Below are 23,987 nucleotides of genomic sequence, written 5' to 3'. Positions count from 1 at the left end.
ACCGATGAGCACCATTGAAGAACTTAAGGCTGATCTTGCCAAGCTCCGGGACGAAGCCAAGGTCCAGGTGCATCTGGGCGCGATGGAAGCTCGCGAGGAGTGGGACGAGCTCGAAACCAAATGGCACCATTTCGTTGCAGAAGCTCGCCTTCAGGAGAGCGGCGGTAACATCAAGGCCGCGCTCCAGGTGCTCGCTGATGAACTTCGTTCGGCTTACCTGCGTCTGAAGAAGGCGCTATAAATCTGCACCGAACCCCAAGCCGATTTCGGTACCTACTGTTCTGAAGGAATCTCCGTGACTGACACAGCCGCCATAGAAGAGCGCCTGACAGAGCGACTGTCGGAACTTCGCGCTCGGCTGACGCGAGTGAATGCGGATCTGGCTGAGCCCCTTAATGCGGACTCATCGGAACAGGCCGTCGAAGTCGAAGATGATGCGGGTCTGGAAGCCGAGGCAAGCTTGATCGTGCGGGAGGCCGCTTCGATCGATCGTGCCCTGGAGCGAATTGCGAAGGGCACCTATGGCGAATGCGTTCGTTGTGGGTCGCAGATTGCACCGGCTCGGCTGGATGCACGGCCGGAGGCAGCATTGTGCATCGATTGCGCGCGCGCCGAACAATGATCGGCATCGCGACCTCACCGGATGGAGAATCCCTTCGGCTGGGGCGACATGCGCGGCCTGCATCATTCCCCGTCACAAATGGCGAACATCCAGGACGTCCATGACTTGCGTTGCGACCGTCTTGCGGTCATCCGCCGCGTTGACGCGGTGCCAGTCGATCTCACCCAGATCATAGCGAGTCTGCAATTCGACAACGGCGCCGTTGGCGTCGGAAGCGTCATGTGTCCGGGCGGATACCCTCGCCGTCAGCATATCGGGTGATGCGTCGAGCCATATCCCATCGAACCGCACATCTCGTCGCAGTGCGACCTGATGGATCTCCGTGCGCTCTTCAGGCTTCGCATGGACAGCGTCGGCCACCACCGAATGCCCGGCGTAAAGCATGTGTCCCGCCAGCCGTCTCAGCTCTGTGTAAATCGCTGCGTTCGCGGACAGGGTATATGCGTCTTTGGGAAGCGGCGATTCTGGCGGCACGCCGGCAAGTCGCTTCCGCAGCACATCGGATCTCAGAATACGCGCGCCTGGAACCTCGCCGAGGGAATGGCCGATCAGTTTCGCTATTGTGGACTTGCCGGATCCGGAAAGCCCGCCAATGGCGACGAGCCGCGCGGGCACCGGTTCGAGCACTGCGCGCGCCAGCGTCAGATAGGCGCTGGCCTTTTGGGTCAGAGCTTCGTCTGAACCATCGCTCGCCTGTGCGGCCGATGTATGGGCGCGAATCCCGGCTCGGATCGAAAGAAACAACGGCACAAGGGCCACGCCGGCATCGTCCTGAGGGGAAATGTCCAGATAGCGATTGAACAGGGCATTCGCTTCGCAATGAAGGCCGCGGCCCCATAAATCCATGAGTAGGAACGCAAGGTCGTAAAGGACATCGCCGGTCGCAAGTTCGGGACTGAATTCCAGGCAGTCGAACAGGACGGGGCTCCCGTCGATCACGGCAATGTTACCCAGATGCAGATCGCCATGGCCATGTCTCACGCGCCCGCTTCGCGCACGTGAATCGAGCAGATCGGAGTGCTGGGCCAGCAGGGCGACTTGCCTGTCGATCAGGTCTCTCACGAGCCGAGCGGGAAGAATGTCGGGGAATCGAGCCATGCTTCGATCATTCCCGGCAATGACGGCTTCCAAACGGCTGCGCCCCGATCCGGACAGGCACGTCTCGGCGCCATCATGAAATGCCTTGATCCGGTCTGCGAGCTGCGTGATCAGCACATCGGTCAGGCCACCTTGGGTTGCCACATGATCGAGCAAGGCGTCATCGGGAAAGCGGCGCATCTCCAGAAGCCAATCGACAGGTTCTCCGTCGCCATCGAGGTTCAGGCAGCCCGCCGAATTCTTGGATACCGGGCGAACCGCCAGGTAGAGTTCCGGCGCGGTCCTGCGATTAAGCCGTAGCTCCGCTTCCAGGGCGGCGCGGCGTCTATCGGCGGTTGAAAAATCCAGATAGTCGAACTGGACGGCACGCTTGAGCTTCCATGCGCGATCGCCGACGAGGAATAGACGCGCCGCATGCGTGTCGATCCGACGCATGGGCTCTCCAGAGCCGAAGGCTCGTCCCTCGAGAAGGGTTATGACGTCGGCTTGCGGGTCTGCGTGGTGCCGAGGTCCCGTCGAAGCCTCCGGCAAACTGCTATGCCTGCCCGATTTCGATCTTCCGACTCCGCGCTGGCGCATTTTCATCCTTGGTCAGTGTGACGGTGAGGACACCATCCTTGAATGCAGCGGTGATCGCGTTCGGGTCAACGTCGCTGGGCAAGGATACCTGGCGCCGGAAGGAGCCATATCGCCGTTCGCTGAATACATAGCCCTTGTCCTTGCGTTCGGTCTCCTCCTTCTTTTCGCCGGCTATCGTCAGGAGACCGTCAGCGACGCTGATATCGATATCATCATCGGACAGGCCAGGGAGCTCGGCGGTGAGGCGATAGGCCTTGTCCTCATCGACAAGTTCAACAGCCGGAACTGGCGCGATTGAAGATCGATTGCCGACACCGAACAGACTGGCGGCGGGGCGGCCAAAATCTTCGAAGAGGCGGTCAATCTCCGTGCGAAGCCAATCAACCGGATGATCGAGAATTGGGCTGATCGGATTGGCCTTGGACGTGGTCGCTGGAACCTGATCATTCATGGCGGACCTCCTGCGAAATGAATGCTCGAGGTCCGGATTGGGCGGGGGGGGATGGCCGATGAATCAGGCCAACAGCGATCCGGCCCTCGAGCGAGGAGGAGGCTATGCGGTTGCCTGGGTGGGCTCTATCCGGAAAGTTACTGAGGGGCGTTTGGGGCGCTCACCATCTCACAATGGACCCGCGGGTCCATTGGTTCAGGTAGCAGCGCGCAAGTCGCACGGATGATGACAATCCGAAGAGCCCGGCCTAAAGAACGCCGACGGTTTGAAGCTCGTGGATGCGACGGTCTGGACATGTTTCCAGCGCTGAACTCCAAAGCAAGTAACATCATCGTTGAGATGGTTGCCAATTTTAATGGATCGCACGAGGCGCTGTTGATAGGCTTGAGACAGAAAGGGGTATCAGCGCTTGCTGCTTCCTTCTGACGACGAAGAGGCAGAGTCATCATTAAAACCGCTCCGCGATCCGGGAAATTCCTCCATTCATGGCAAGCGGGTGCCATTGCGCCACTGGTTGACCGTTCGATCCATGCCCGGCTTTTGACCGCGTCCCTTGCGGGACTGGCTATCGCCGTCATCGCGGTGGTCACACGATGGCAGCTTGGCCGGCAGATCGACGAGAGCGTTCATTATTTCGTCTCTCTCGGCGTGGCCGGTATGGTGCTCGTGGCGCTCAGGCCGGATATCGTGGTGTTGGCGGGCGTCACGCTCGTTACCCTTACGACGCTCGCAATCGTTGACGGTTGGCCGACCGTGGCAGAACAGTGGGTTGCCCTGTTCCTGTTTCTCGCCGCCATGGCTCTGCTTTGGCGGAATCACCATCGTACTCTCTCACGCGCTCGCGATCTCGCGGACGGGACGAGGATGCTGGCCGCAGAACTGAACCTGCTCATCGATGGGGCGGAAGATTATGCGATCTATATGCTCGATGCTGAAGGACGGGTCACGATCTGGAACGGGGGCGCCGAGCGTCTGAAAGGCTGGACAGAGGCCGAGATGGCCGGCCAGCTTACAGATCGGTTTTATCCGGCCGATGTCGTCGCCAGCGGCAAGCCGACGTCCTTGCTTGCCGAAGCACAACACCGTGGCAAGATCGAGATCGACGAGTGGCAGATTCGTAAGGATGGCAGTGAGTTTCTGGCTCACATTTCCATCACCGCGTTGAAAAAACCCGACGGATCGTTGGGCGGTTTCGCGACAATTGTCCACGACATCACCGACCAGCGAGCAACGCTGAGCTCTCTTCGCAACAGTGAAGCGCATCTTCGTTCGATTTTGTCGACGGTCCCCGATGCAATGATCGTCATCGATGAAGGCGGCACGATGGTGTCGTTCAGCACGGCGGCCGAGCGTTTGTTCGGTTACACTCAGGAGGAAGTCCTGGGTTCCAATGTCAGCATGTTGATGCCCTCGCCTTATCGCGAACGCCATGACGGTTTTCTCGAGCGCTATCTGCGTACAGGAGAGAGGCGCATCATCGGGATCGGACGCGTGGTTTTTGCACTGCGAAAGGATGGGACGACCTTCCCGATGGAGTTGTCGGTTGGAGAAGCGGCCGGCGAGAGCCAGCGGCTGTTCACCGGCTTCATTCGCGATCTGACGGATCGCCAAAGGACACAGGAGCGGCTAGAGCAGCTTCAATCCGAACTGATCCACGTCGCGCGCGTCAGCGCGATGGGGACGATGGCGTCGACGCTCGCCCATGAGCTGAATCAGCCGATCACCGCCGTAGCCAACTATCTCGAAGCGGTCCGGGACCTGCTCGACCAGCCAGATCCCGATGATCTGCCCGACATCCGGGAGGCGCTGACAGACGCCGCGGGGGAAGCGATGCGCGCGGGTCATATCGTGCGCCGTTTGCGTGATTTCGTTGCCAGGGGGGAGGTCGAGAAGACTGTCGAGAACTTGCCCAACCTCATTAACGAAGCGGCTGCCTTCGGCCTGATGGGCGCGGGCGAGAAATCGATCGAAACCCGCATGGACATCGATCACGAAGCTGCGACGGTCCTCGTCGATAAGGTCCAGATCCAGCAGGTCCTCGTGAACTTGATCCGCAATGCGGTCGAGGCCATGAATGCGCGCGCCAGGCCTGTGCTCACCATCCGCACCGGTCCCGACCAGGCGGGTTTTGTGCGTGTCACGGTGTCCGATACCGGCACGGGAATGGCCCCCGAGGTCGCTGCCCAGCTCTTCAAGGCCTTTGTCAGCACCAAGTCGGACGGCATGGGGTTGGGTCTCTCGATTTGTCGAACGATTGTCGAAGCCAATGGCGGGCGCATCTGGATGGAGCCTGCGGAAGGGGGCGGCACGCAATTCCATTTCACACTGGTCAGGGCAGATAGGGAGCAATCTTATGGAGGATAAGCGGATCGTCCACATCGTCGACGATGAAGATGCAATCCGTCGATCTGCCGGTTTCATGCTCAAGAAATCAGGTTTCTCGGTCGAAACCTGGTCCTCCGGTGTTGAATTTCTGAAAGACGTGAGGAACGCGGCCGAGGGCTGCATTCTCCTCGATGTGCGTATGCCTCAGATGGATGGGCTCGAAGTCCAAAAGGAATTGAACGAACGCGGTATCGCGATGCCCGTCATCATCCTGACCGGGCATGGCGATGTGTCGATCGCTGTAAGCGCGATGAAGGCCGGCGCAGTCGACTTCATCGAGAAACCGTTCGAGAAGGCGGTGTTGCTCGCGGCTATTGAAAGTGCCTTCGAACGGCTTGCCGACGTTGAAGGCAGGGCAACCCGCGCCGCCGACGCAACGATCCGCATCGCCGCTCTGTCCGGGCGCGAACAGGATGTGCTCAAGGGGCTTGCGCGAGGACTGCCAAACAAGACGATCGCTTATGATCTTGGGATTTCGCCGCGCACCGTAGAGGTGCATCGCGCCAACCTCATGACCAAGCTGGAGACCCGCAAAAACCGGGTAATTTCGGGCTGGCGTGATGACGTCGAGGCTGCGCGGCGCACCAAGGGCATCGTTCGGACCGATTTCCAAGATACCTGGCGTTGATTTCGCCGTTTTTGCCGGCTTGCAGACAGAGTCAGCCTGCGGTTTCTCGGCGCTCGTGGAAGATCAGGCGATTGAAGTTGTAGGCCAGGTTGCAAAGGGTCAGTTTCGCCTCAGCGCGGGCCAGGCCGATGGTGCGGATAAACAGGTTGAACCGGTTCTTCTGATGCGCAAAGACATGCTCAACATGCGCACGGATGGAGGATTTGACGGCATTGGCCCGTGCGGTTGCCTTCGACATCGGCTTGCCCATGGGTTTGCGCCGATGAATTCGGGACGTGAGCATCTGATCCGACAACCACTTCTCGTTGCGCTTGGATCGATAGGCACTGTCAGCCCAGACCTCGGAACTGGTATTGTCCGTGCTGACGACCTGCCGGAGAAGACGCCCGTCCGCTGCTGACGCCGAAGTCACCGCCATGCCTCGGATGAAGCCGAAGCGTCGGTCGATGCTGATGTGGGATTTGTAGCCGAAGACCGGCAGGGCGATCATGGGGAGCGGCGTCCCATCCGCCCGATACCGGACCTTCCCGCCGACTTTGAGAGTCCAGCGGGCGTCGGTATCTTTCTGCGCTGCCTTGTTCGGTTCGTCCGGCCAGATATCCCTGGCGCTCTTGCCCGACTTGATCGCTTCGCGTTCGCCCTCGGTGTTCCGCTGTCTTGGCGCAGGCACCAGCGAGGCATCCACGATCTGCCCGGACATCGGGATGTAGCCCTTCTTCTGGAGTTGCCAGTCAAAGGCCTTCATCACACGCTTGAGCGTTCCCGTCTCGGTCAGGCGATTGCGAAAATGCCGGATCGTGTTCTCGTCCGGCGTTCGATCCCCGAGCGACAGCCCCAGAAACCGCAGCCAACTAAGCCGATCCCGGATCATGAATTCCATCCGAGCGTCTGACAGATTATGCTGCGCCTGCAGGATCAGCGCCTTGAACATCATCACCGGATCGAATGGTGGGCGGCCGCCTTTGCTACCATCGCCATAGCCAAGCCCTTCAACCAGCCACGCCCGGAAATACTCGAAATCCACTGTCTCCTGCAAAACCTCGAGCGGATCGCCTTCCTTGCTCAATGCATCAAGGTGTTCGCTCAAACTGAACAGAGACTTGGGATCCATAGCTCACTCCGTGATCGCGCGCCTTCAATGAATCACCATAGCCGTCCAAACGCTACCGGTTTTTGCGGGTCTCCAGCTGGGCGTTCGCAGCCTGTCGGAGGCGCTCCGTATCGCGTTTTCCGCGGGGATCACGGGCTGAGGATCGGGACACTTACGTAGCGACCCGGGGATCGTTTCCTGACATCGTCCGAGGGACCAGCAATGCCGCTGGGCCGATGGTGTGAGATGTCAGGCGAGAATATTGCGGCCCCGTTGCGGGAACGCCCGCGTCTTCTTCTGGTCGAGGATGACGCCGGTGTTCGCCGTTCACTGCAGCTTCTCTTTCGTGCGCAGGGTTTTGACGTCCGGGCCTATGCGGCTGGTGCGGCGCTTCTGGACGATCCGTTATCGGGGGATGCCTGCTGCTTCGTTGCTGATTTTCGATTGGAGCAGAGCGATGGCATCGAGGTGCTTTGCCGCCTGCGCGAACGTGGCTGGCCGGGTCCAGCCATACTCATCACCGCGTTCCCATCGGCCGAACTGACCGAGCGTGCCTTGGCGCAGGGGTTCGCCCAGGTTCTGGAAAAGCCCCTGCGGGAACATGCGCTGACTGGCGCGCTTGCCAGGCTGACGGGCGTGGGAAAGCGCATTTGAAACGACGCTCGACCAAAAGGGAGTGCGCAGCATAACAGGAGAAACGTGTGACAGCAGCGGAACAGAAACAGCAGGCGCCCTATGATCTGGTTGGAGGGGCCGTCGTCGTCCGGAATATCGTAGACCGCTTCTATGATCTGATGGATCAGGAGGACGCCTATCGGGAGTTGCGTGCGCTACACGCCCCGGAGTTGGGGCCGATGCGCGTTTCGCTTGCCGGTTTTCTCAACGCATGGCTGGGCGGACCGCGAGATTGGTTTGATGATCACCCTGGCGTTTGCATGATGTCGGCCCATGCGCGCCTGCCGATCACTGGTGAGACAGCGGATCAGTGGTGTGACGCGATGCGCCGCGCCATCGCTGATTCGACGGTAGATCCTGCCCTGGGCGTCAAGATGGCCGAAGCCTTGTCGAACATGGCGCAGGGCATGGCGGCGCGTGCCGCGTCGGCAGCGTGACCCCGCGGCGCGAACAGGCGAAGAAATCACTATGACCGAGATGTTCGCGATGCAGCTCGAAGCGGTCGGCACGCCGCTGCGGCTCGTTGCGCGACAGGTTCCAACGCCTGGTCGAGGCGAGCTTCTCATCGAGGTCGCTGCTTGCGGCGTCTGCCGAACCGATCTGCATATCGTCGATGGGGAGATCGAATCCCGCCTCCCCATCGTTCCCGGGCACGAAATTGTCGGCATCGTTGTTGCGGCGGGGGAAGGGGTCGCCGATGTCGCGATCGGTGATCGCGTCGGCGTTCCCTGGCTCGGACATAGCTGCGGCCATTGCGACTATTGCCGAACAGGTCATGAAAATCTGTGCGATAGTCCCGCATTCACGGGATGCACCCGGGATGGCGGTTATGCGACCCATACGGTTGCGGACGCTCGCTTCTGCTTCAGGATACCCGACGCCTTTTCCAATGAAGAAGCCGCGCCCTTGCTGTGCGCCGGGCTGATCGGCTGGCGGTCCCTGCGCGCTGCGGGGGAGGGAACGCGGATCGGTCTCTACGGATTTGGCGCCGCCGCGCATATCATCGCCCAGATTGCGCTGTGGCAGGGCCGGGCGGTTTATGCCTTTACCAGGGCGGGAGACGACGAGGGACAGGCTTTTGCGCGATCACTCGGCTGCGCCTGGGCCGGATCATCGGAGGATGACCCGCCCGTGGAACTCGATGCGGCGATCCTCTTTGCCCCCGTCGGTGATCTTGTTCCGCGCGCGCTGCGTGCAGTCCACAAGGGAGGCAGGGTGATCTGCGCAGGGATCCACATGAGCGACATTCCGTCGTTCCCCTATGCTGACCTCTGGGGTGAGCGAACCATTGCATCGGTGGCTAATCTGACCCGCGAAGACGGCACAAGCTTTTTCGAGATCGCGCAGAAAGCCAACGTCAAATCCGTGACGACGGTCTTTCCGCTGGCTCAAGCCAATGTCGCGCTTGAGCGGTTGCGCAGTGGCGCCGTTGTTGGAGCGGCCGTCCTGGTGCCATCGAACTACGCGAAGGCTTGAGTATGCACTCGCCGCGAAGCGCCCTCTTCACGGCCCCAGGGGCGAGTGCGCGTCACGCGGTGCCTCTGTAAAGTTACGGAGTGCGGTCATCAATGGCCGGGGCCATGATGCGATCATGAGCAGCATTTCACAGATCAAACATGTGCTCGTCGTCGTGGACGGTGCAGAGCATTCCCTGACCGCCGTTGATCAGGCGCTTGCCTATGCCGGTATGCATGAAGCGGCGCTTACGATCGTCGTCGTGACCGAAAATCTCGCATTCGCCGCGGCGGCTGATGCGATGGCTTTCGCGCAGGCCATCACGGTATCCGAGGACCAGCGCGACGAACATCTGGCGGCCGTTCGCGAACGAACCAGGAATACCGCGATCGAAGTAGAGGTTCACTCGGTGTTCGAGGCCAGCGGGCTGATACCCGGTCTCGTGAAGGCTGAAGGCCAGTACGCGGATATCGCGCTGATTCCGGGTGTCGGGCGCTGGCAAAGGGATGGCTTGAGGCGCCGTATCTCCGAGGCGCTTCTGTTTACGGGCGTGCCGACGGTCATTTTGCCGGCCTCCTGGAATCCTGGTCCCATCGATCACGCCGTATTGGGCTGGAACGCATCACTTGAATCGTTCCGCGCCGCGAGGGCGCTTCTCAATCTGGCCGAACCCGATGCCCGTATCGACGTTGCGATTGTCGATGATCCGGGTGTCGAATCCGGGGAGCACCGGGGCGGTGTCCAGATCGCCCGCCTTTTCGCGCGACATGGCCATAGCGGCGGCGTTTGTCCGATCAGCTCATCCGGTAAGGATACGTCGGCTGTCCTTCAGAATTACGCAGTGGAGCAGAAAGCCGATGTGCTCGTGATCGGTGGCTATGGGCGTTCGCGCGCACTCGAGTTCGTGCTTGGCGGCGTGACGCGGGAACTGATCGATCATCAGCGCCTGCCGATCGTTTTCGTACACTGACTGGCGAACCCGTCTAACGGTTGAACGGAGGAGATCATGAAAGCTCTCGTTTATCATGGCCCCGGCGAGAAGAGTCTCGAGGATCGCCCGAGGCCGGCCTTGCAGGCACCCGGCGATGCGATCGTGCGGATCACGAAGACCACCATTTGCGGCACCGACCTGCACATCCTGAAGGGGGATGTGCCGACGTGCGAGCCGGGCAGGATCCTCGGACATGAGGGTGTCGGGATCGTGGAGGAGGTCGGAACCGCGGTTGGAGCCTTCAAGCCCGGAGATCATGTCCTGATCTCCTGCATCACCTCTTGTGCCCGGTGTGAATATTGCCGGCGCGGCATGTATTCGCATTGCGTCGAGGGCGGCTGGATATTGGGCAACAGGATCGATGGCACGCAAGCCGAATTCGTGCGCATCCCCCATGCCGACAACAGCCTTCACGCGATCCCGCCGGGGGCCGATGAGGATGCCCTCGTCATGCTGAGCGACATTCTTCCGACGGGCTATGAGTGCGGCGTCCTGAACGGGAAGGTTGCACCGGGCAGCAGCGTCGCGATCGTCGGCGCTGGACCGATCGGCCTGGCGACCCTGCTGACTGCGCAATTTTATGCACCGGCCCGGATCATCATGATCGATCTCGACGACAATCGCCTCGCCGTCGCGCGCAAGTTCGGCGCGACGGACACGTTCAACAGCGGACGTGATCCGGTCGTGAGCCTGGTTCGAGAGCTCACCGACGGCAAGGGGGTCGATACGGCTATCGAAGCAGTCGGGATCCCTGCGACATTCGCGTTATGCGAAGAACTGGTCGCGCCCGGCGGGGTAATTGCCAATGTCGGTGTCCACGGCGCCAAGGTCGACCTCCATCTGGAGGAACTCTGGTCGCGCAACATCACCATCACCACCCGGCTCGTCGACACCGTCAGCACGCCGATGCTCCTGAAGACGGTCGAGGCCAAGCGCCTGCGGCCCGAACAGCTCGTCACCCATCGTTTCGTGTTGTCGGACATATTGGAGGCGTATGAGACGTTCGCGCGCGCAGCCGATACTCATGCCTTGAAGGTGGTGATCGACACGTGATCGGGGTTTCCAGCGATATTCCGGGCGATGCGCAGCAATTCCATCCGAATATAGGGAGTTCCGAACCGGCGGAACCATCGTTCGCGCGCGCGCGCCGGCTGCGCCTTCACACGCATCATGAGCTGGTCGCGATCATGCGGACCGACAGCCCGGTGTGCCATGCCGAGGGCCTTGCCGCGCACACCCAGGTCTATATCCGCAACGGCAGCCAGCCGATCGCGGCCACGCTCTATCAGGTGGAGGGCGACTTCCTGGCCGGCGACGAGATCGGTCTGTCCGAAGCGGCCTGGGTCGCGCTTGGCGTGGAGGAGGGAACCGTTGTCCAGGTCGGTCATGCGCCGCCCCTCGAATCGATCGCCTGCGTCCGCCAGCGCATCTACGGACACAGGCTGAACGGGGCCGCGCTGACCAGCATCGTCGGTGACGTGGTGGCGGGCCGCTATGCCGATGTGCACCTCGCCGCCTTCCTCACGGCTACCGCCACGCTTCCCTTCGACGAGGACGAGACCTACCATCTCACCAGGGCGATGGTCGAGGCCGGCGACCGTTTGCGCTGGCCGAGCGAGATCGTCGTCGACAAGCATTGCGTTGGCGGTCTGCCGGGCAACCGCACGAGCCCGATCGTCGTCGCCATCGCTGCCGCCTGCGGTCTGACCATGCCCAAGACGTCGTCGCGGGCGATCACGTCCCCGGCGGGAACGGCCGATACCATGGAGACGCTCACCCGGGTCGATCTCGACCTTGGCGCCATGCAGCGCGTGGTGGCGGTCGAGGGCGGCTGCCTCGCCTGGGGCGGCGCGGTCTGCCTCAGTCCCGCCGATGACATCTTCATCGGCGTGGAACGCGCGCTCGACATCGATACGGAGGGGCAGCTCATCGCCTCCGTTCTGTCGAAGAAGATAGCGGCGGGCGCGACCCATGTGGTGCTCGACATTCCGATCGGGCCGACCGCCAAGGTGCGCAGCGTCGCGGCGGCCGAACGGCTGGAAGCCACGCTTGGCGCCGTCGCCGCCCGTTTTGGCCTTGTTATCCGCTGTGTCCAGACCGATGGCACCCAGCCCGTCGGCCGGGCGATCGGGCCCGCCCTGGAGGCGCGCGACGTGCTGGCGGTGCTGACAGGCGATGCCGATGCTCCGCCGGGCCTTCGGGACCGCGCCTGCACGCTCGCCGGCGTGGTGCTCGAACTCGGGAAGGTCGCGGAAGAAGGCCAGGGACGCGCGCGCGCCGAACGCACATTGGCCGACGGCAGCGCCTGGGACAGGTTCCAAAGGATATGCCAGGCCCAGGGCGGCATGCGCACCCCGCCCACGGCCAGGCTCACCCATCCGATCCTGGCGGCGCATAGCGGCCGCGTCACCCATATCGACAATCGCCGGATAGCGCGCCTTGCGAAGCTGGCGGGCGCGCCCGACTCGCCGGCCGCGGGCATGCTTCTTCATGTTCGCCTGGGCGACGACGTTATCGCTGGCCAGCCTTTGCTGACCCTCCACGCCCAGTCGCAGGGTGAAATGGCTTATGCGCTGACCTACGCCGCCGCCAATGCCGACATGCTTGCGATCGTGCCATGACGGCGATGCTGTTTTCCATGCCCGGGAACGAACGGCTGGCCGCATCCATCGCGGAACATACCGGGTGGGCGACAGGCACGCTCGAGGTTCGCCGGTTTCCCGATCAGGAGAGCTATGTCCGGCTCCGCTCCGGGGTGTCGGGATCAGCCGTGGCCGTCATATGCACGCTCGCGCGGCCCGACGACCAGATCATGCGGCTGCTCTTTGCTGCAAGGCTGCTGCGCGAGAGCGGGGCGCGGTCGGTCCATCTCGTGGCGCCTTATCTTGCCTATATGCGACAGGATCGGCGGTTCAAGGATGGCGAAGCGCTGACGTCCCGCCAGTTCGCCCAGCTCCTTTCATCCGAGTTCGATGGGCTCGTGACCGTCGATCCGCATCTCCACCGCTACGCGGATCTGGGGGAGATCTATTCGATGGAGACGGCTTCGCTCGCGGCATCTCCGCTTCTGGCGGACTGGGTCCGGGCCAATGTCGATGCACCGCTCATCATAGGACCCGACAGCGAGAGCGAGCAGTGGGCGGGCGCAATCGCCAGGCTTATCGGAGCGCCCCATGCGGTCTTCGCGAAATCGCGGCGCGGTGATCGGGACGTCCTTATCGCGGCCTCGGACCTGGGGGCATGGAAAGGCCGCACGCCGATCCTCGTCGATGACGTGATTTCGTCGGGACACACCCTTGCCAACGCCGCGCGCGAGATCATCGACCAGGGCTTCCCTCCGCCGATCTGCCTGGCTGTTCACGGCCTCTTCGCGGCTGGTGCCGAGGCTTTGCTCAGGGAAGTCGGCTGCCGCATGGTTACGACCGAAAGTATCTCGCATGCCAGTAACGCGATCACTCTTGGCGCACTGCTTGGCGATGCGCTGGCCCGGCAGATGGAAGGGGGCGCCGGTCGGCTACGTATAACACCCGAATGAATCCCATCACGGCGCTGGGTAGCAGGAATAGCTCAAAGCTGGAGGGACATATGGCTATCAAGGACATTCTCGCCGTCGTCGATACCGGAGACAAGGACGAGCGGTTTTTGCGCGATGCGCTTGCCTTTGCCGAGTTCCACGACGCCAGCCTTGCCATCGTCGTGCTGTCGGCTCTCCCCGCGAGCGACTATGCCCTGACGGTTGCACTGCCTTATGTACTTCTTCCCGATTATACTGAAGCGGTGGAGGCGAAGCAGCAGCGGATCGCGATGCTCGCCCGCTCCACGAACGTAGAGGTGAGGACGATTTCGGACCAGCCGGCGGTGATCTTCGCCAAGACCGCGGTCTATGCCCGTTATGCCGACCTCGTCCTGTTCGGTCCTTCGGACAATTACGACCATCCGCCAATTCGACGTGATACGCTTGAGCGTTGCCTGTTCGCATCTGGGCGTCCCGTTCTGATCCTGCCCACCGGCTATAAACCGGCCGCCATCGATCACTTGGCGATCGGCTGGAATGCGACCCGCGAGGCGACGCACGCGCTGCGCGACGCGACCATGTTCGCGGCGCCTGGGGCAAGGATCGATATACTCATCCTCGATGCGAAGCCGACGGCCCAGGGCCACGGTTCCGAACCGGGAGCCGATGTCGCCCACCATCTCGCCCGGCATGGCTTTACGTCGACCGTAGTTCCCATCCAGGGCGGTGACGTGTCGGATGCGGAGGCGCTGGTCGAAGCGGCTCACCGGCGTGGCGCCGGGATGCTCGCGCTTGGCGCTTATGGCCACTCTCGCCTGCGCGAGATGATCCTGGGCGGCGTCACGCGCGACCTGCTCACTGGCGCGCCGCTGCCGCTGCTGTTTGCGCATTGAAGCCCATTCAATCGGCGGCACGCAAGCGCGGAACCGCGGGCCGGGAATGAAACCGGTCCGCACGGTCTTCGCTCCGCATGCTCAACACGAGATGGTTTGATGTAATACGAAAGAGATTTGATGTCAGGACCCATGGAAACTTCCGAAGTGCGCTGGCATATGCTGTCAACCAGCGAAGTTGCCACGGCACTCGACGTCGGTTGTGCGGGTCTCTCTTCTCCGGAGGTGGATCGGCAATCGGCCCGCTTTGGGCCGAACGCGCTACCCCGGTCGGCGCGTCGCAATGTGTTCCTTAGGTTCCTCGCGCAATTCCATAACACGTTGATCTATGTGCTTCTTGCCGGGGCATTGGCCGCAGCGCTGCTCGATCACATGATCGACGCGGTGGTCATCGTCGCCGTCGTGATCGTGAATGCGGTGATCGGGCATATCCAGGAAGGAAAGGCTGAACAGGCGCTTGAGGCCATCCAGCAGATGATCGCGCCCAAGGCCAGCGTGGTGCGTGACGGCGTGAGGCAAACGATTCCCGTCCGCGAGATCGTGCCCGGCGATCTCGTGATGATCGAGGCCGGTGATCGCGTTCCCGCCGATCTCAGGCTTCTCCATGCGCGGCGAATGCTTATCGACGAGGCGCTGCTGACGGGCGAATCGGTGGCTGCCGAAAAGCAGGAAGCGGTGCTGCCCGAGCAGACCGATTTGGCGGATCGGCGTAATATGGCCTTTTCGGGCACGATGGTTGCGGCTGGGCACGCAAGCGGGCTCGCTGTTGCCACCGGATCTCGCACGCAGATCGGACGGATCAGTTCGCTTATCCAGTCGGTCGAACAACTGGCAACCCCGCTGCTGAAGCAGATCGACGGTTTTGCCCGGCGCTTCACCTGGTTCGTACTCGCGGGGGGGCTTGCGCTGTTCGCCTTTGCCGTTCTGGCGCGGAATTACGATTGGATCGACGCGCTGATCGCCGTGGTCGCGCTCGCCGTGGGGATCGTGCCGGAAGGGCTGCCGGCGGTCATCACGATTACTCTCGCGATCGGCGTGCGGCGGATGGCGGGGCGCAACGCCGTCATCCGAAAGCTCCCGGCCGTCGAAACGCTCGGCGCGACCTCGGTGATATGCACCGACAAGACCGGCACGCTCACACGCAACGAAATGACGGCCCGCCGCGTCATCACCGAGCGGCATACGATGATCGCGAGCGGATCCGGCTATGTTCCCGATGGTCAAATCCGGATCGTCGGGTCCGGGGACCAGGCAGAGGCTATGGCCGATGCGATGCCACTGATCCGCTGCGGGCTGCTGTGCAACGATGCCGCGCTGCGCAAGGTCGGTGCGGAATGGCGTGTCGAGGGCGATCCGATGGAGGGGGCCCTCTTCGCCCTGGCAATGAAGGCGGCCATCGATCCGGAGCAGGAGCGGGCGGAATGGGAGCGGCTCGACGAGATTCCCTTCGACGCCGCGCATCGGTTCATGGCGACGCTCTGCCGGGGTTCCAACGGCACGCGCTTGCTGTTCGTGAAGGGCGCGCCCGAAGCGCTCTTGGCGATGACCGCGCCCGACAATTGTTCCTATTGGGAGAGTTCCATCGCTACCGCCGGAAGCGATGGCGAGCGCGTTCTCGCCTTCGGCGCGAAGGAAATGCCTGCCGGCAGCGAACGGATCTCGTTCGAAGATCTCTCGACTGGCGTGTGCCTCCTGGGCCTTGTCGGCTTCATCGATCCGCCTCGTGCGGAGGTCAAGGACGCCATCGCCGAATGCCGGTCCGCCGGAATCGGCGTCAAGATGATCACTGGCGATCATGCGGCGACGGCGCTGGCGATCGCCCGGCAACTCGACCTTGCCGACGACCCGCGCGTGCTGACCGGGCTGGAACTGGAAAAGCTTCCGGACACCGAACTGGAGCAAGCGGTCGCGGATGTCTCGGTCTTTGCCCGGACCAGCCCGGAACATAAATTGCGGATCGTCCGTGCGCTGCAGGCTCAGGGAAAGATCGTCGCGATGACGGGGGACGGCGTGAACGACGCGCCGTCCCTCAAGCAGGCCGACGTCGGGGTCGCCATGGGCATCAAGGGCACCGAAGCGTCGAAAGAAGCGGCTTCCATGGTGCTGCTCGACGATAATTTTGCCTCGATCGTCAGCGCCGTTCGCGAAGGCCGAACGGTCTACGACAACATTCGCAAGGTCATTTCCTGGGAAATCCCTACGAACGGCGGTGAAACACTGGCGGTCGTATTGGCGATCCTGCTGGGCTTCGCGCTGCCGATGACGGCGACGCAGATCCTCTGGGTGAACCTCGTCCTCGCCGCCACGCTCGGCCTCGTGCTGGCGTTCGAGCCCACGGAACCCGGTGCGATGTTGCGCCGGCCACGGGAGCGCGGCGCGCCGTTGCTTTCGCCGTTCCTGCTTTGGCGTGTCCTTCTCGTCTCTGTGCTGTTCGCGGCCGTCACTCTCGGAATCTTTTTCCATGTTCTGGCGCAAGGCCGGAGCCTGGAGATGGCGCGCACCATGGTCGTCAACATGTTCATCATCGCGGAGATCTTCTACCTCTTCAACGTCCGCTATCTCCACATGACGTCCCTGACATGGCGCGGCGCGATCGGTACTCCCGCCGTGTTGATCGCGATCGGCGTTCTCGTCATCGGCCAGGCGCTCTTCACCTATGCGCCGTTCATGAACGCGATTTTCCACTCGCAGCCGCTGGGCTTCGCGGACTGGGTGTTGCTGGTGGCGTGCGGCATGCTTCTCATGCTGTCGCTGGAGGTGGAGAAGCATGTGATGCGGCGACTGGGCTGGTTTAGCGAACTTAATAATCAGGAGGACATGCCATGACGCGTGACGGTTTCCCTAAATGCATCGCGCTCGCGACCGACCTCAGCCATCGTTGCGACCGCGCCTTCGATCGCGCCCTGCTGGTAGCCCAGGCATGGCGGGCGGAGCTTATGGTCATCCACGCGCTGAACCCGCCGGAAGACGGGATGCTGTCCGTCCGACTCGGCGATCTGCCGTCCTGGCGTCGGCCTCTCGAAGACCCGGTGCGGGCGGCGCGCCATCGCATCTACCACGACCTTGTTCGCGAGGCGCCGCCAATCGACATTTCGGTCCACGTCGAAACCGGCTCGCCGGCACCGGTCGTCCTCGATATCGCCGGAAAGGGCGAGGCGGGCCTGATCGTCACCGGCGTGGCTCGCGATGGGCCGCTGGCCCGGATGCTGCTCGGCGATACCGTGGACCGGCTGATCCGCAAGGCGCCCGTTCCGATCCTGATCGTACGCGACCGCGCTTTCGAGCCTTACCGCGCCATGGTGGTCGCGACAGATTTCTCCGCGCCCGCCCGGATCGCTCTGGAGACCGCCGTCCGCTTTTTTCCCGATGCGGCTATCTCCCTTTTCCACGCCTACGATGTGCCCTTCGCGGGCTATCTCGGCCGATCGGAAATCGAACGGCAATTCGAGGGTTATGGCGAGGCTGCGGCCGACAAGTTCCTTGCCGAAGCGGGACTGTCTGATGTGGCGGCCCGGAACGTCACGCGCATGATCGAGCACGGGGTTCCCGAAGCGCTGCTTCGCGACCGTGCGGAAAATGCCGCACGTCACCTGACGGTCGTTGGAACCCATGGCGGTGGCCTCGTCTATGAGGCTATGATCGGCAGTACGGCGCGCAAGATCCTTGATGCGGTCCCGGGCGATGTCCTCCTCGTACCCGATCCCGCCAGGCGCAAGGTGAACCCGGCCGGATGACGCTGGCGATCGTTTCCAGCCTCATGGGGCTCGCCGCCCTGATCGCTGGTGCGGAGTGGCTGGTGAGGGGAGGCTCGGCGCTGGCCGCGCGGCTGGGCGTTTCGCCGCTGCTCATCGGCCTCACGATCGTGGCGCTGGGAACGAGCACGCCCGAACTCGCCGTCGGGATCGAGGCGGCGCTCCAGGGAAACGGCTCGCTCGCGGTTGGCAACATCGCCGGCACCAACACCGTCAACATCCTCCTTATCCTCGGCCTCAGCGCGATGCTGCAACCACTTGCCATTCGGATGCAGACGCTGCGTCTGGAACTGCCTGTCATCGTCATCGCGTCGGCCGCGCTACTCGTCTTTGCCTGGGACGGTGTGCTCTCGCGCCTTGAGGGGCTGTTTTTGATCACGATGGGAATGGCCTTCACGCTGACCGTCATTCGCGTCGCCCGGCGGGAAAGCATCACGGTGAAGCTGGAGTTCGCGCGGGAATTCGCGGCGCCGCGCTTTTCCCGCCGCCACGGTTTCTCCGCAATGGCGATGCTGGCCATCGGCCTCGTCGTGATCGTCGTGGGCGCCAACTGGCTGGTGGATGGTGCGGTCGCGCTTGCCCGGTTGTGGAACGTATCGGACGCCTTTATCGGACTGACGATCGTTGCGATCGGTACTTCCGCTCCTGAACTCGTTACGACGATCATTTCGACGATTCGTGGCGAGCGCGACATCGCGATCGGCAATCTGATCGGCAGCAGCGTTTACAATATTCTGGTGATTCTCGGCGCGGCCTGCCTGTTTCCGTCGAACGGGATCGAGGTCAGCGCGCAACTGATCCGGGTCGACATCCCGGTCATGTTGGGGGTCGCGCTGGCCTGCATTCCCGTATTCATCAGCGGACGCCAAATTTCGCGGTTCGAGGGTGGAATGTTTGTGAGTGCCTACTTGCTATATCTTGCCTATTTGATCAATGATCGGATTTAACCGATAAGGAAAGCGCGAGGGCATCTTTTGACAACGCCGCGATTTTCCCGCCTTTCGTCTATTATCCAGTGATTTTGGGTCGCAGGCGGTGGCTGCTGCTGTCAGGTTGCTAACGCGGGTCTTTCGATCCCGGTAGAACTTCGCACCCTTTCGATCGGAGCCTTCGCATTCGTGGACCCGCGATAGCGTAACGATTAGGGAAATCCCGGATAGACCCGAGCCCATCCGGGTCCCTCAATGGCGGCCATGATGAACATCGCGACCCTCACCCTGAACCCGACGATCGACGTCGCCTATGAAGTCGATCATGTCTACCACACCCGTAAAATGCGGACGAAGACAGAATTCTATTCGCCGGGTGGCGGGGGAATCAACGTGGCCCGTGTCTATGTCCGGCTCGGCGGGAACGCGCGGAGCTACTATCTTTCGGGCGGTGCAACCGGCCACGCGCTCGATGGTCTGCTCGACCTGCACCAGCTGGTGCGCAACCGTATCCCGATCAAGGGGCATACCAGGGTGGCCACCGCAGTGCTCGAGCGCGAAAGCGGGAAGGAATATCGCCTCGTTCCGTCCGGACCGATGGTCGAACCTGCAGAATGGCGGCAGTGCCTCAATCAGCTCCAGACGGCACAATGTGACTATCTGGTCGCGAGCGGTTCGCTCTCACCCGGCATTCCGGATGATTTCTATGGCCAGGTCGTCGCGATGATGACGGAACGCAATATACCGGTCGTGCTCGACAGTTCAGGCGCTGGCCTGCGCGGAGGCCTTGAGCAAGGCGGCGTCTTCCTCGTCAAGCCCAGCATTGGCGAGTTGCGCCAGTTCACCGGTCGGGATCTTCCCGACACGGAGTCGGTGGGACGGGCGGCCATGCAGATCGTCGGGGGCGGTCATGCGCAATATGTGGCGGTGACGATGGGGCACGAGGGCGCTCTCCTTGCCTCGGCCGAGCGCCAACTCCTGCTTCCCGCAGTGGACATCGAGGTCAGAAGCGCGGTCGGCGCGGGCGACAGTTTCCTTTCGGCGATGGTCTTTGCTATCTCCTCAGGCTGGGAGATCGAAGAAGCGTTCCGCTTCGGCATCGCGGCAGGCGCGGCGGCCGTGATGAATCCGGGGCACGATCTTGCGCGACCCGAAGACATCCGGCGGCTCTATTCGCAGGTCCGTGCAGCCTCCTGAACCTTGCGTTGAACTTGAGCGTACTCCACCGACCAGTTCATGATCGTGGTTCCCGGTCGCGAAATTCGCGACCGGTTCGGCGCACTGCCGGTCAAGTGTTCGGCTGTTTCGATTTCACGGCGTATTATTGTTTCGCTTGATCGGAGAACTGATCGAAGGCCTCGACCGCCTGCGCGGCATACATGAGGCTGGGGCCAGCGCCCATGTAGAGCGCCATGCCCATCGTCTCCATCACTTCATCGCGCGTGGCGCCATGCTTGACGGCGGCCTTCGAATGGAAGGCAACGCAGCCGTCGCAGCGGATGGCGACCGAGATGGCAAGAGCGATCAGTTCCTTGGTCTTGGCATCGAGCGCCCCGGCCTTGGTGGCCGCAGTCGCCATGGCGGAAAAGGCCTGCATCACGTCGGGCGTGCCGAGCCGCACTTCCTTGATGGCGCCATTCAGCTCGGTCGCCATTTTCGGCCAGTCCTTGTGCATATCGTCTCCTGTAAAGTTCAGCGTCCGAGAAGGGCAAGCAGTCGGTAAGCCGCGACGATGCGATCGCTTCGCGCGCGAGCTTCGCTGACCGCTGCGGCGGTTGCCTCGCGTTCGGCATCGAGCAGATCGAGCTGGGGCTTCATCCCCACGCGAACCTCGTGGCGCACGCTGTCGCGCGCCTGTCCGGCGGCAAGGGCTTGCTGGGAAGCAGCCGCTTCGACCAGGGCGGCCGAGCGCACCCCGGAAAAGGCGCTGATCGTCTGTTCATCGACGGCGGCGCGTGCGGCGCGCATACGCGCATCGGCGGCCCTGACCGCACTATCGGATTCGGTAATCTTGGCTGAGACTCGCCCGCCCGCGAATATCTGCCAGCGCGCCCGCACGCCGACCGTGGCGGCATCGGAGCGATAATCGGGAAAGAACTGGTCACGCACCGTCGAACCTTCGGCGAAGGCGCCGATCGTGGGCAGGCGTTCGGCCCGCGCGCCCCGCGCGCCGGCCTGGGCGGCATCCAATGCCGCTTCGGCTTGCGCCAGCGCCGGGTTGTTCCCGCGGGCGCTGTCGAGCGCTTCATCGAGCGAGGCAGGCAGGACCGGACTTGCCGGAATGGGCTGGAGATCCTGCGGGGCAAGGCCAGTGAGGTTGGTGAATCGCGCATCGGCCGAGATGGCAAAGCCGCGCGCGCCTTCAAGGGCTGCCTGTGCTTCGGCAAGGCGCGCCGCCGCCTGCGCAACATCGGTGCTGGGGCTTTCGCCTGCCTTGAAGCGGAGCCGGGCCTGGCGCTGGATCTCCTCCATCTGGCCGACCATCTGTTCATAGAGCGCTATCATTCGGTGCGTGGTCAGCACGTCGCCATAGGCTTGGACCGTCGCGACAACGATCTGGCTGCGGGTCATCGTTTCACCGGCGCGTGCTGCTTCGCTGCCCGCTTTCGCCTGTGCGATCCCGGCGCTGACCCTGCCGCCCATAAAGAGGGGCTGTTCGATAGTGAGCTGCGCCGCGCGCGGCGTGACGTTGGCCGCCGGAAGCCCGAAGAAACCCTGCGGATCGAGTCGTCCATAGCCGATCGTCCCGCTCAGCGTCGCGGTTGGCAGACCCTGGCCGCGTGCTTCCCTGATCCGGGCGTCGGCCGCATCGGCATCGGCCCCCGCCGCCTCGATTTCCGGCGCGTGGTTCACGGCGGCCGCAATGGCTTCTTCAAGCGTCGTTGCCTGCGCGGGCATGGCGACACTCGCCAGCAGGCCGGCGAGCAGGGGGAGGGGGATCGTCCGCCTGAGCGTCATTTGAAGGCGGTTCCCGGACGGACGCCGAACGCCTTGAACACCATCGCAGCCGGGCAGAAACCAGTGAAGCTTGCCTGAAGCATATTGAGGCCGGCAAAGGCGGTGAGCGCGATCCACCAGGGATGCACGGTCAGCGACAGGACGACGCCGAGCAGTACGACACAACCGGCGAACGCCATCACGGCACGATCGAGAGTCATCAGTCTCACTCCTTCGCTTGGGAAACCAGAAGCCGGGGCATCAGAAACGCAGCTTGCGGATGCCCATCGCGTGCATGGCGAGCTTTTCGTAGAAGGGCTCGCTCTCGCCCTTGCGGACCTTGCGCAGGAAATATTTCTCAAAGCCGACCTTGGCCAGATGGACCCATTTGCCGCTGGACGACCAGTTGACGTTGCGCGGCGGGATCTGCGGCTGGGCGACGAAGGCGACGCCTCCGTCGCCAAAATCGGCGAGACACACCGCGTTCCACGTCGCTTCCGCCGTCGGCTCCTGGCCGTCGAGAACCAGCGAGAGATTGGCGGCGATCGCCGTGACCATGGATTCGATCATGAAACCGGTCTTGGGCACGCCCACCGGAACCGGCGTCGGGCCGGTCGGCGGGATGGCGACACAGACACCGAGCGCGAATATCTCGGGGAAGGCCGGATTGCGCTGGTGCTTGTCGACGATGATGAAGCCGCGCGGATTGGCCAGCCCTTCGATATTGCTGACCGCGGGGACGCCCCGGAACGCAGGGAGCATCATCGAGAAGCCGAAGGGCAGGTCGTGCGTCTTCTTCACCGCGCCGTCCTCGCCGACTTCCTCGACGTGCATGACGCCGGGCTCGACCTTGGTGACGCGGGCGTTGGTGATCCATTTGATGTGGCGATCACGCAGCTCGCTCTCGAGCAGCGACTTGGTATCGCCGACGCCGTCGAGCCCAAGGTGGCCGATATAGGGTTCGGGCGTCACATAGATCATCGGCACCTTGTCGCGGATCTTGCGCTTGCGCAGTTCGGTGTCGAGGATCATCGCGAATTCGTAGGCCGGGCCGTAGCAGGACGCGCCCTGCACCGCGCCGACGACGATCGGGCCGGGATTTTGTGCAAAGGCATCGAACGCATCGGCGGCGGCTGAGGCGTGGGGCGTCTGGCAGATGGAGAGGGTATGGCCGCCATGCGGACCCAGCCCCTCGATCTCGTCGAACGCGAGTTCCGGGCCGGTAGCGATTACAAGATAATCGTAATTGATGGATGAGCCGTCATTGAGTTCGAGTCGCTTTTCGCCGGCATGCAGCCGCTTCGCGCCGACCGAGGTGAAGCCGATCTTCTTTTTGGCGAACACGGGAGGGAGGTGGACCTGGATGGCTTCAGGCTCGCGCCAGCGCACGGCGACCCAGGGATTGGACGGGATGAAGTTGTAGGTATCGCTATCGGATACCGTCATCACGTCGGCGCGGTCTTTGACGGCAGCCTTGATCTCATAGGAGGCGATCGTGCCTCCCAGACCCGCGCCCAGCACCACGATCAAAGGCTTGCCCATCTGCGATCCTTCCATGTCTCAATGGCATTGACGAATATCATCATTACACGTTATATGCAAATAACAAAGTTGAGGAAGCTGCCATGTTCGGATTCAAGAAACGTGATGCCCACCGTGAGATCGGCCCCGCCGAGCTGGACGCCATGCTGAAGGGCGGCAAGGCGCTCCTGATCGACGTGCGCGAGACAGGCGAGTTCGCCGCCGGCCACATACTGGGCGCAATAAACATGCCACTGTCGGGCTTTTCACCTCGTAACATCCCTGATCCCAAGGGCCGGACTGTCGTGCTGCAATGCGCGGGCGGAAAGCGCTCGGGCCAGGCACTCGATCAATGCGCGGCGGCGCAGAGCGCGATCGACACCCACCTCGCTGGCGGGATCGGTGCGTGGAAAGACGCCGGCTTCCCGGTCGTTGGTGATTGAGAGCCTGAAAGAGAACCAAAAAAG

24 protein-coding genes are annotated in these 23,987 nt (G+C 62.6%); 17 read left to right on the top strand and 7 right to left on the bottom strand.

Annotated features, from left to right (window positions below; translation table 11 throughout):
• Positions 1-4: 4 nt before the first annotated feature.
• Together KFK14_RS21015 and KFK14_RS21010 are read left to right on the top strand one after the other, a co-directional pair.
• Complete coding sequence (locus KFK14_RS21015) at positions 5-241, top strand: hypothetical protein (RefSeq protein ID WP_013846854.1); 237 nt, start codon at positions 5-7, stop codon at positions 239-241.
• Between the two features lie 54 nt (positions 242-295).
• Complete coding sequence (locus KFK14_RS21010; RefSeq protein WP_013846853.1) at positions 296-622, top strand: TraR/DksA family transcriptional regulator; 327 nt, start codon at positions 296-298, stop codon at positions 620-622.
• Between the two features lie 72 nt (positions 623-694).
• Here KFK14_RS21010 and KFK14_RS21005 read toward each other — a convergent pair whose 3' ends face one another.
• Both KFK14_RS21005 and KFK14_RS21000 read right to left on the bottom strand, forming a co-directional pair.
• On the bottom strand, positions 695-2,155 hold the full coding sequence (locus KFK14_RS21005; protein WP_119034650.1) for a bifunctional aminoglycoside phosphotransferase/ATP-binding protein: 1,461 nt from the start codon (positions 2,153-2,155) through the stop codon (positions 695-697).
• Between the two features lie 100 nt (positions 2,156-2,255).
• Complete coding sequence (locus KFK14_RS21000) at positions 2,256-2,750, bottom strand: Hsp20/alpha crystallin family protein (RefSeq protein ID WP_013846851.1); 495 nt, start codon at positions 2,748-2,750, stop codon at positions 2,256-2,258.
• 540 nt (positions 2,751-3,290) lie between these two features.
• On the opposite strand from KFK14_RS21000, the gene KFK14_RS20995 reads away from it, so the two are divergent.
• Positions 3,291-5,114 (top strand): PAS domain-containing sensor histidine kinase, encoded by a 1,824-nt coding sequence (locus KFK14_RS20995; RefSeq protein ID WP_013846850.1) that lies wholly within the window; start codon positions 3,291-3,293, stop codon positions 5,112-5,114.
• Entirely contained in the window at positions 5,104-5,763 is a 660-nt protein-coding gene (locus KFK14_RS20990) for a response regulator transcription factor (protein WP_212611251.1), read from the top strand. The genes KFK14_RS20995 and KFK14_RS20990 overlap by 11 nt, the downstream gene beginning before the upstream one ends.
• Positions 5,764-5,794: 31 nt before the next feature.
• Here the strand turns inward: KFK14_RS20990 and KFK14_RS20985 are convergent, their stop codons facing one another.
• Positions 5,795-6,874: a transposase gene (locus KFK14_RS20985; RefSeq protein WP_099186151.1), complete on the bottom strand. Its 1,080-nt coding sequence runs from the start codon at positions 6,872-6,874 to the stop codon at positions 5,795-5,797.
• 201 nt (positions 6,875-7,075) lie between these two features.
• Here KFK14_RS20985 and KFK14_RS20980 point away from each other — a divergent pair, with 201 nt between their 5' ends.
• The 12 genes from KFK14_RS20980 to KFK14_RS20925 all read left to right on the top strand — a co-directional run bounded on the left by KFK14_RS20980 (position 7,076) and on the right by KFK14_RS20925 (position 20,259).
• Positions 7,076-7,507 (top strand): response regulator transcription factor, encoded by a 432-nt coding sequence (locus tag KFK14_RS20980; RefSeq protein ID WP_013846848.1) that lies wholly within the window; start codon positions 7,076-7,078, stop codon positions 7,505-7,507.
• A 47-nt stretch (positions 7,508-7,554) separates the two neighbouring features.
• Complete coding sequence (locus KFK14_RS20975; protein WP_013846847.1) at positions 7,555-7,965, top strand: group II truncated hemoglobin; 411 nt, start codon at positions 7,555-7,557, stop codon at positions 7,963-7,965.
• A 31-nt stretch (positions 7,966-7,996) separates the two neighbouring features.
• Entirely contained in the window at positions 7,997-9,004 is a 1,008-nt protein-coding gene (locus tag KFK14_RS20970) for a zinc-dependent alcohol dehydrogenase family protein (protein WP_013846846.1), read from the top strand.
• Between the two features lie 115 nt (positions 9,005-9,119).
• Positions 9,120-9,953: a universal stress protein gene (locus tag KFK14_RS20965; RefSeq protein WP_013846845.1), complete on the top strand. Its 834-nt coding sequence runs from the start codon at positions 9,120-9,122 to the stop codon at positions 9,951-9,953.
• A gap of 36 nt (positions 9,954-9,989) precedes the next feature.
• Positions 9,990-11,027, top strand: coding sequence for a zinc-dependent alcohol dehydrogenase family protein (locus KFK14_RS20960; RefSeq protein ID WP_013846844.1), 1,038 nt, complete (start codon positions 9,990-9,992; stop codon positions 11,025-11,027).
• Complete coding sequence (locus KFK14_RS20955) at positions 11,024-12,595, top strand: thymidine phosphorylase family protein (protein WP_425454911.1); 1,572 nt, start codon at positions 11,024-11,026, stop codon at positions 12,593-12,595. The genes KFK14_RS20960 and KFK14_RS20955 overlap by 4 nt, the downstream gene beginning before the upstream one ends.
• A complete protein-coding gene (locus KFK14_RS20950; RefSeq protein ID WP_030090325.1) occupies positions 12,592-13,509 on the top strand; it encodes a ribose-phosphate diphosphokinase in 918 nt (305 codons plus the stop codon). The genes KFK14_RS20955 and KFK14_RS20950 overlap by 4 nt, the downstream gene beginning before the upstream one ends.
• 557 nt (positions 13,510-14,066) lie before the next feature.
• Complete coding sequence (locus tag KFK14_RS24400; protein ID WP_374411714.1) at positions 14,067-14,381, top strand: universal stress protein; 315 nt, start codon at positions 14,067-14,069, stop codon at positions 14,379-14,381.
• 120 nt (positions 14,382-14,501) lie between these two features.
• Positions 14,502-17,207 carry an HAD-IC family P-type ATPase gene (locus KFK14_RS20940; RefSeq protein ID WP_030090327.1) on the top strand — a complete coding sequence of 902 codons (2,706 nt, stop codon included), beginning with the start codon at positions 14,502-14,504 and terminating at the stop codon, positions 17,205-17,207.
• Entirely contained in the window at positions 17,204-18,115 is a 912-nt protein-coding gene (locus tag KFK14_RS20935; RefSeq protein ID WP_021246219.1) for a universal stress protein, read from the top strand. Before KFK14_RS20940 ends, KFK14_RS20935 begins: the two co-directional genes overlap by 4 nt.
• Positions 18,112-19,080, top strand: a complete 969-nt coding sequence (locus tag KFK14_RS20930; RefSeq protein WP_030090329.1) for a calcium/sodium antiporter — start codon at positions 18,112-18,114, stop codon at positions 19,078-19,080. The genes KFK14_RS20935 and KFK14_RS20930 overlap by 4 nt, the downstream gene beginning before the upstream one ends.
• Positions 19,081-19,326: 246 nt before the next feature.
• A complete protein-coding gene (locus tag KFK14_RS20925; protein ID WP_030090330.1) occupies positions 19,327-20,259 on the top strand; it encodes a 1-phosphofructokinase family hexose kinase in 933 nt (310 codons plus the stop codon).
• A 124-nt stretch (positions 20,260-20,383) separates the two neighbouring features.
• Here the strand turns inward: KFK14_RS20925 and KFK14_RS20920 are convergent, their stop codons facing one another.
• Genes KFK14_RS20920 through KFK14_RS20905 form a run of 4 tightly spaced genes read right to left on the bottom strand, consistent with a single transcriptional unit; the run spans position 20,384 to position 23,541 of the window.
• A complete protein-coding gene (locus KFK14_RS20920; protein ID WP_231746297.1) occupies positions 20,384-20,716 on the bottom strand; it encodes a carboxymuconolactone decarboxylase family protein in 333 nt (110 codons plus the stop codon).
• Positions 20,717-20,754: 38 nt separating this feature from the next.
• Positions 20,755-22,020 carry a TolC family outer membrane protein gene (locus KFK14_RS20915; RefSeq protein WP_030090332.1) on the bottom strand — a complete coding sequence of 422 codons (1,266 nt, stop codon included), beginning with the start codon at positions 22,018-22,020 and terminating at the stop codon, positions 20,755-20,757.
• A complete protein-coding gene (locus KFK14_RS20910; RefSeq protein WP_021246224.1) occupies positions 22,017-22,220 on the bottom strand; it encodes a YgaP family membrane protein in 204 nt (67 codons plus the stop codon). Before KFK14_RS20910 ends, KFK14_RS20915 begins: the two co-directional genes overlap by 4 nt.
• A gap of 40 nt (positions 22,221-22,260) precedes the next feature.
• Entirely contained in the window at positions 22,261-23,541 is a 1,281-nt protein-coding gene (locus tag KFK14_RS20905; protein WP_030090333.1) for an NAD(P)/FAD-dependent oxidoreductase, read from the bottom strand.
• A gap of 83 nt (positions 23,542-23,624) precedes the next feature.
• On the opposite strand from KFK14_RS20905, the gene KFK14_RS20900 reads away from it, so the two are divergent.
• Positions 23,625-23,963 (top strand): rhodanese-like domain-containing protein, encoded by a 339-nt coding sequence (locus KFK14_RS20900; protein ID WP_021246226.1) that lies wholly within the window; start codon positions 23,625-23,627, stop codon positions 23,961-23,963.
• The last annotated feature ends 24 nt before the right edge of the window (positions 23,964-23,987 follow it).

Origin of the sequence: Sphingobium phenoxybenzoativorans (genome assembly GCF_018286635.1) — a bacterium.
Lineage (GTDB): Bacteria > Pseudomonadota > Alphaproteobacteria > Sphingomonadales > Sphingomonadaceae > Sphingobium > Sphingobium phenoxybenzoativorans.
This window is presented reverse-complemented; position numbering and strand designations above follow the sequence as displayed.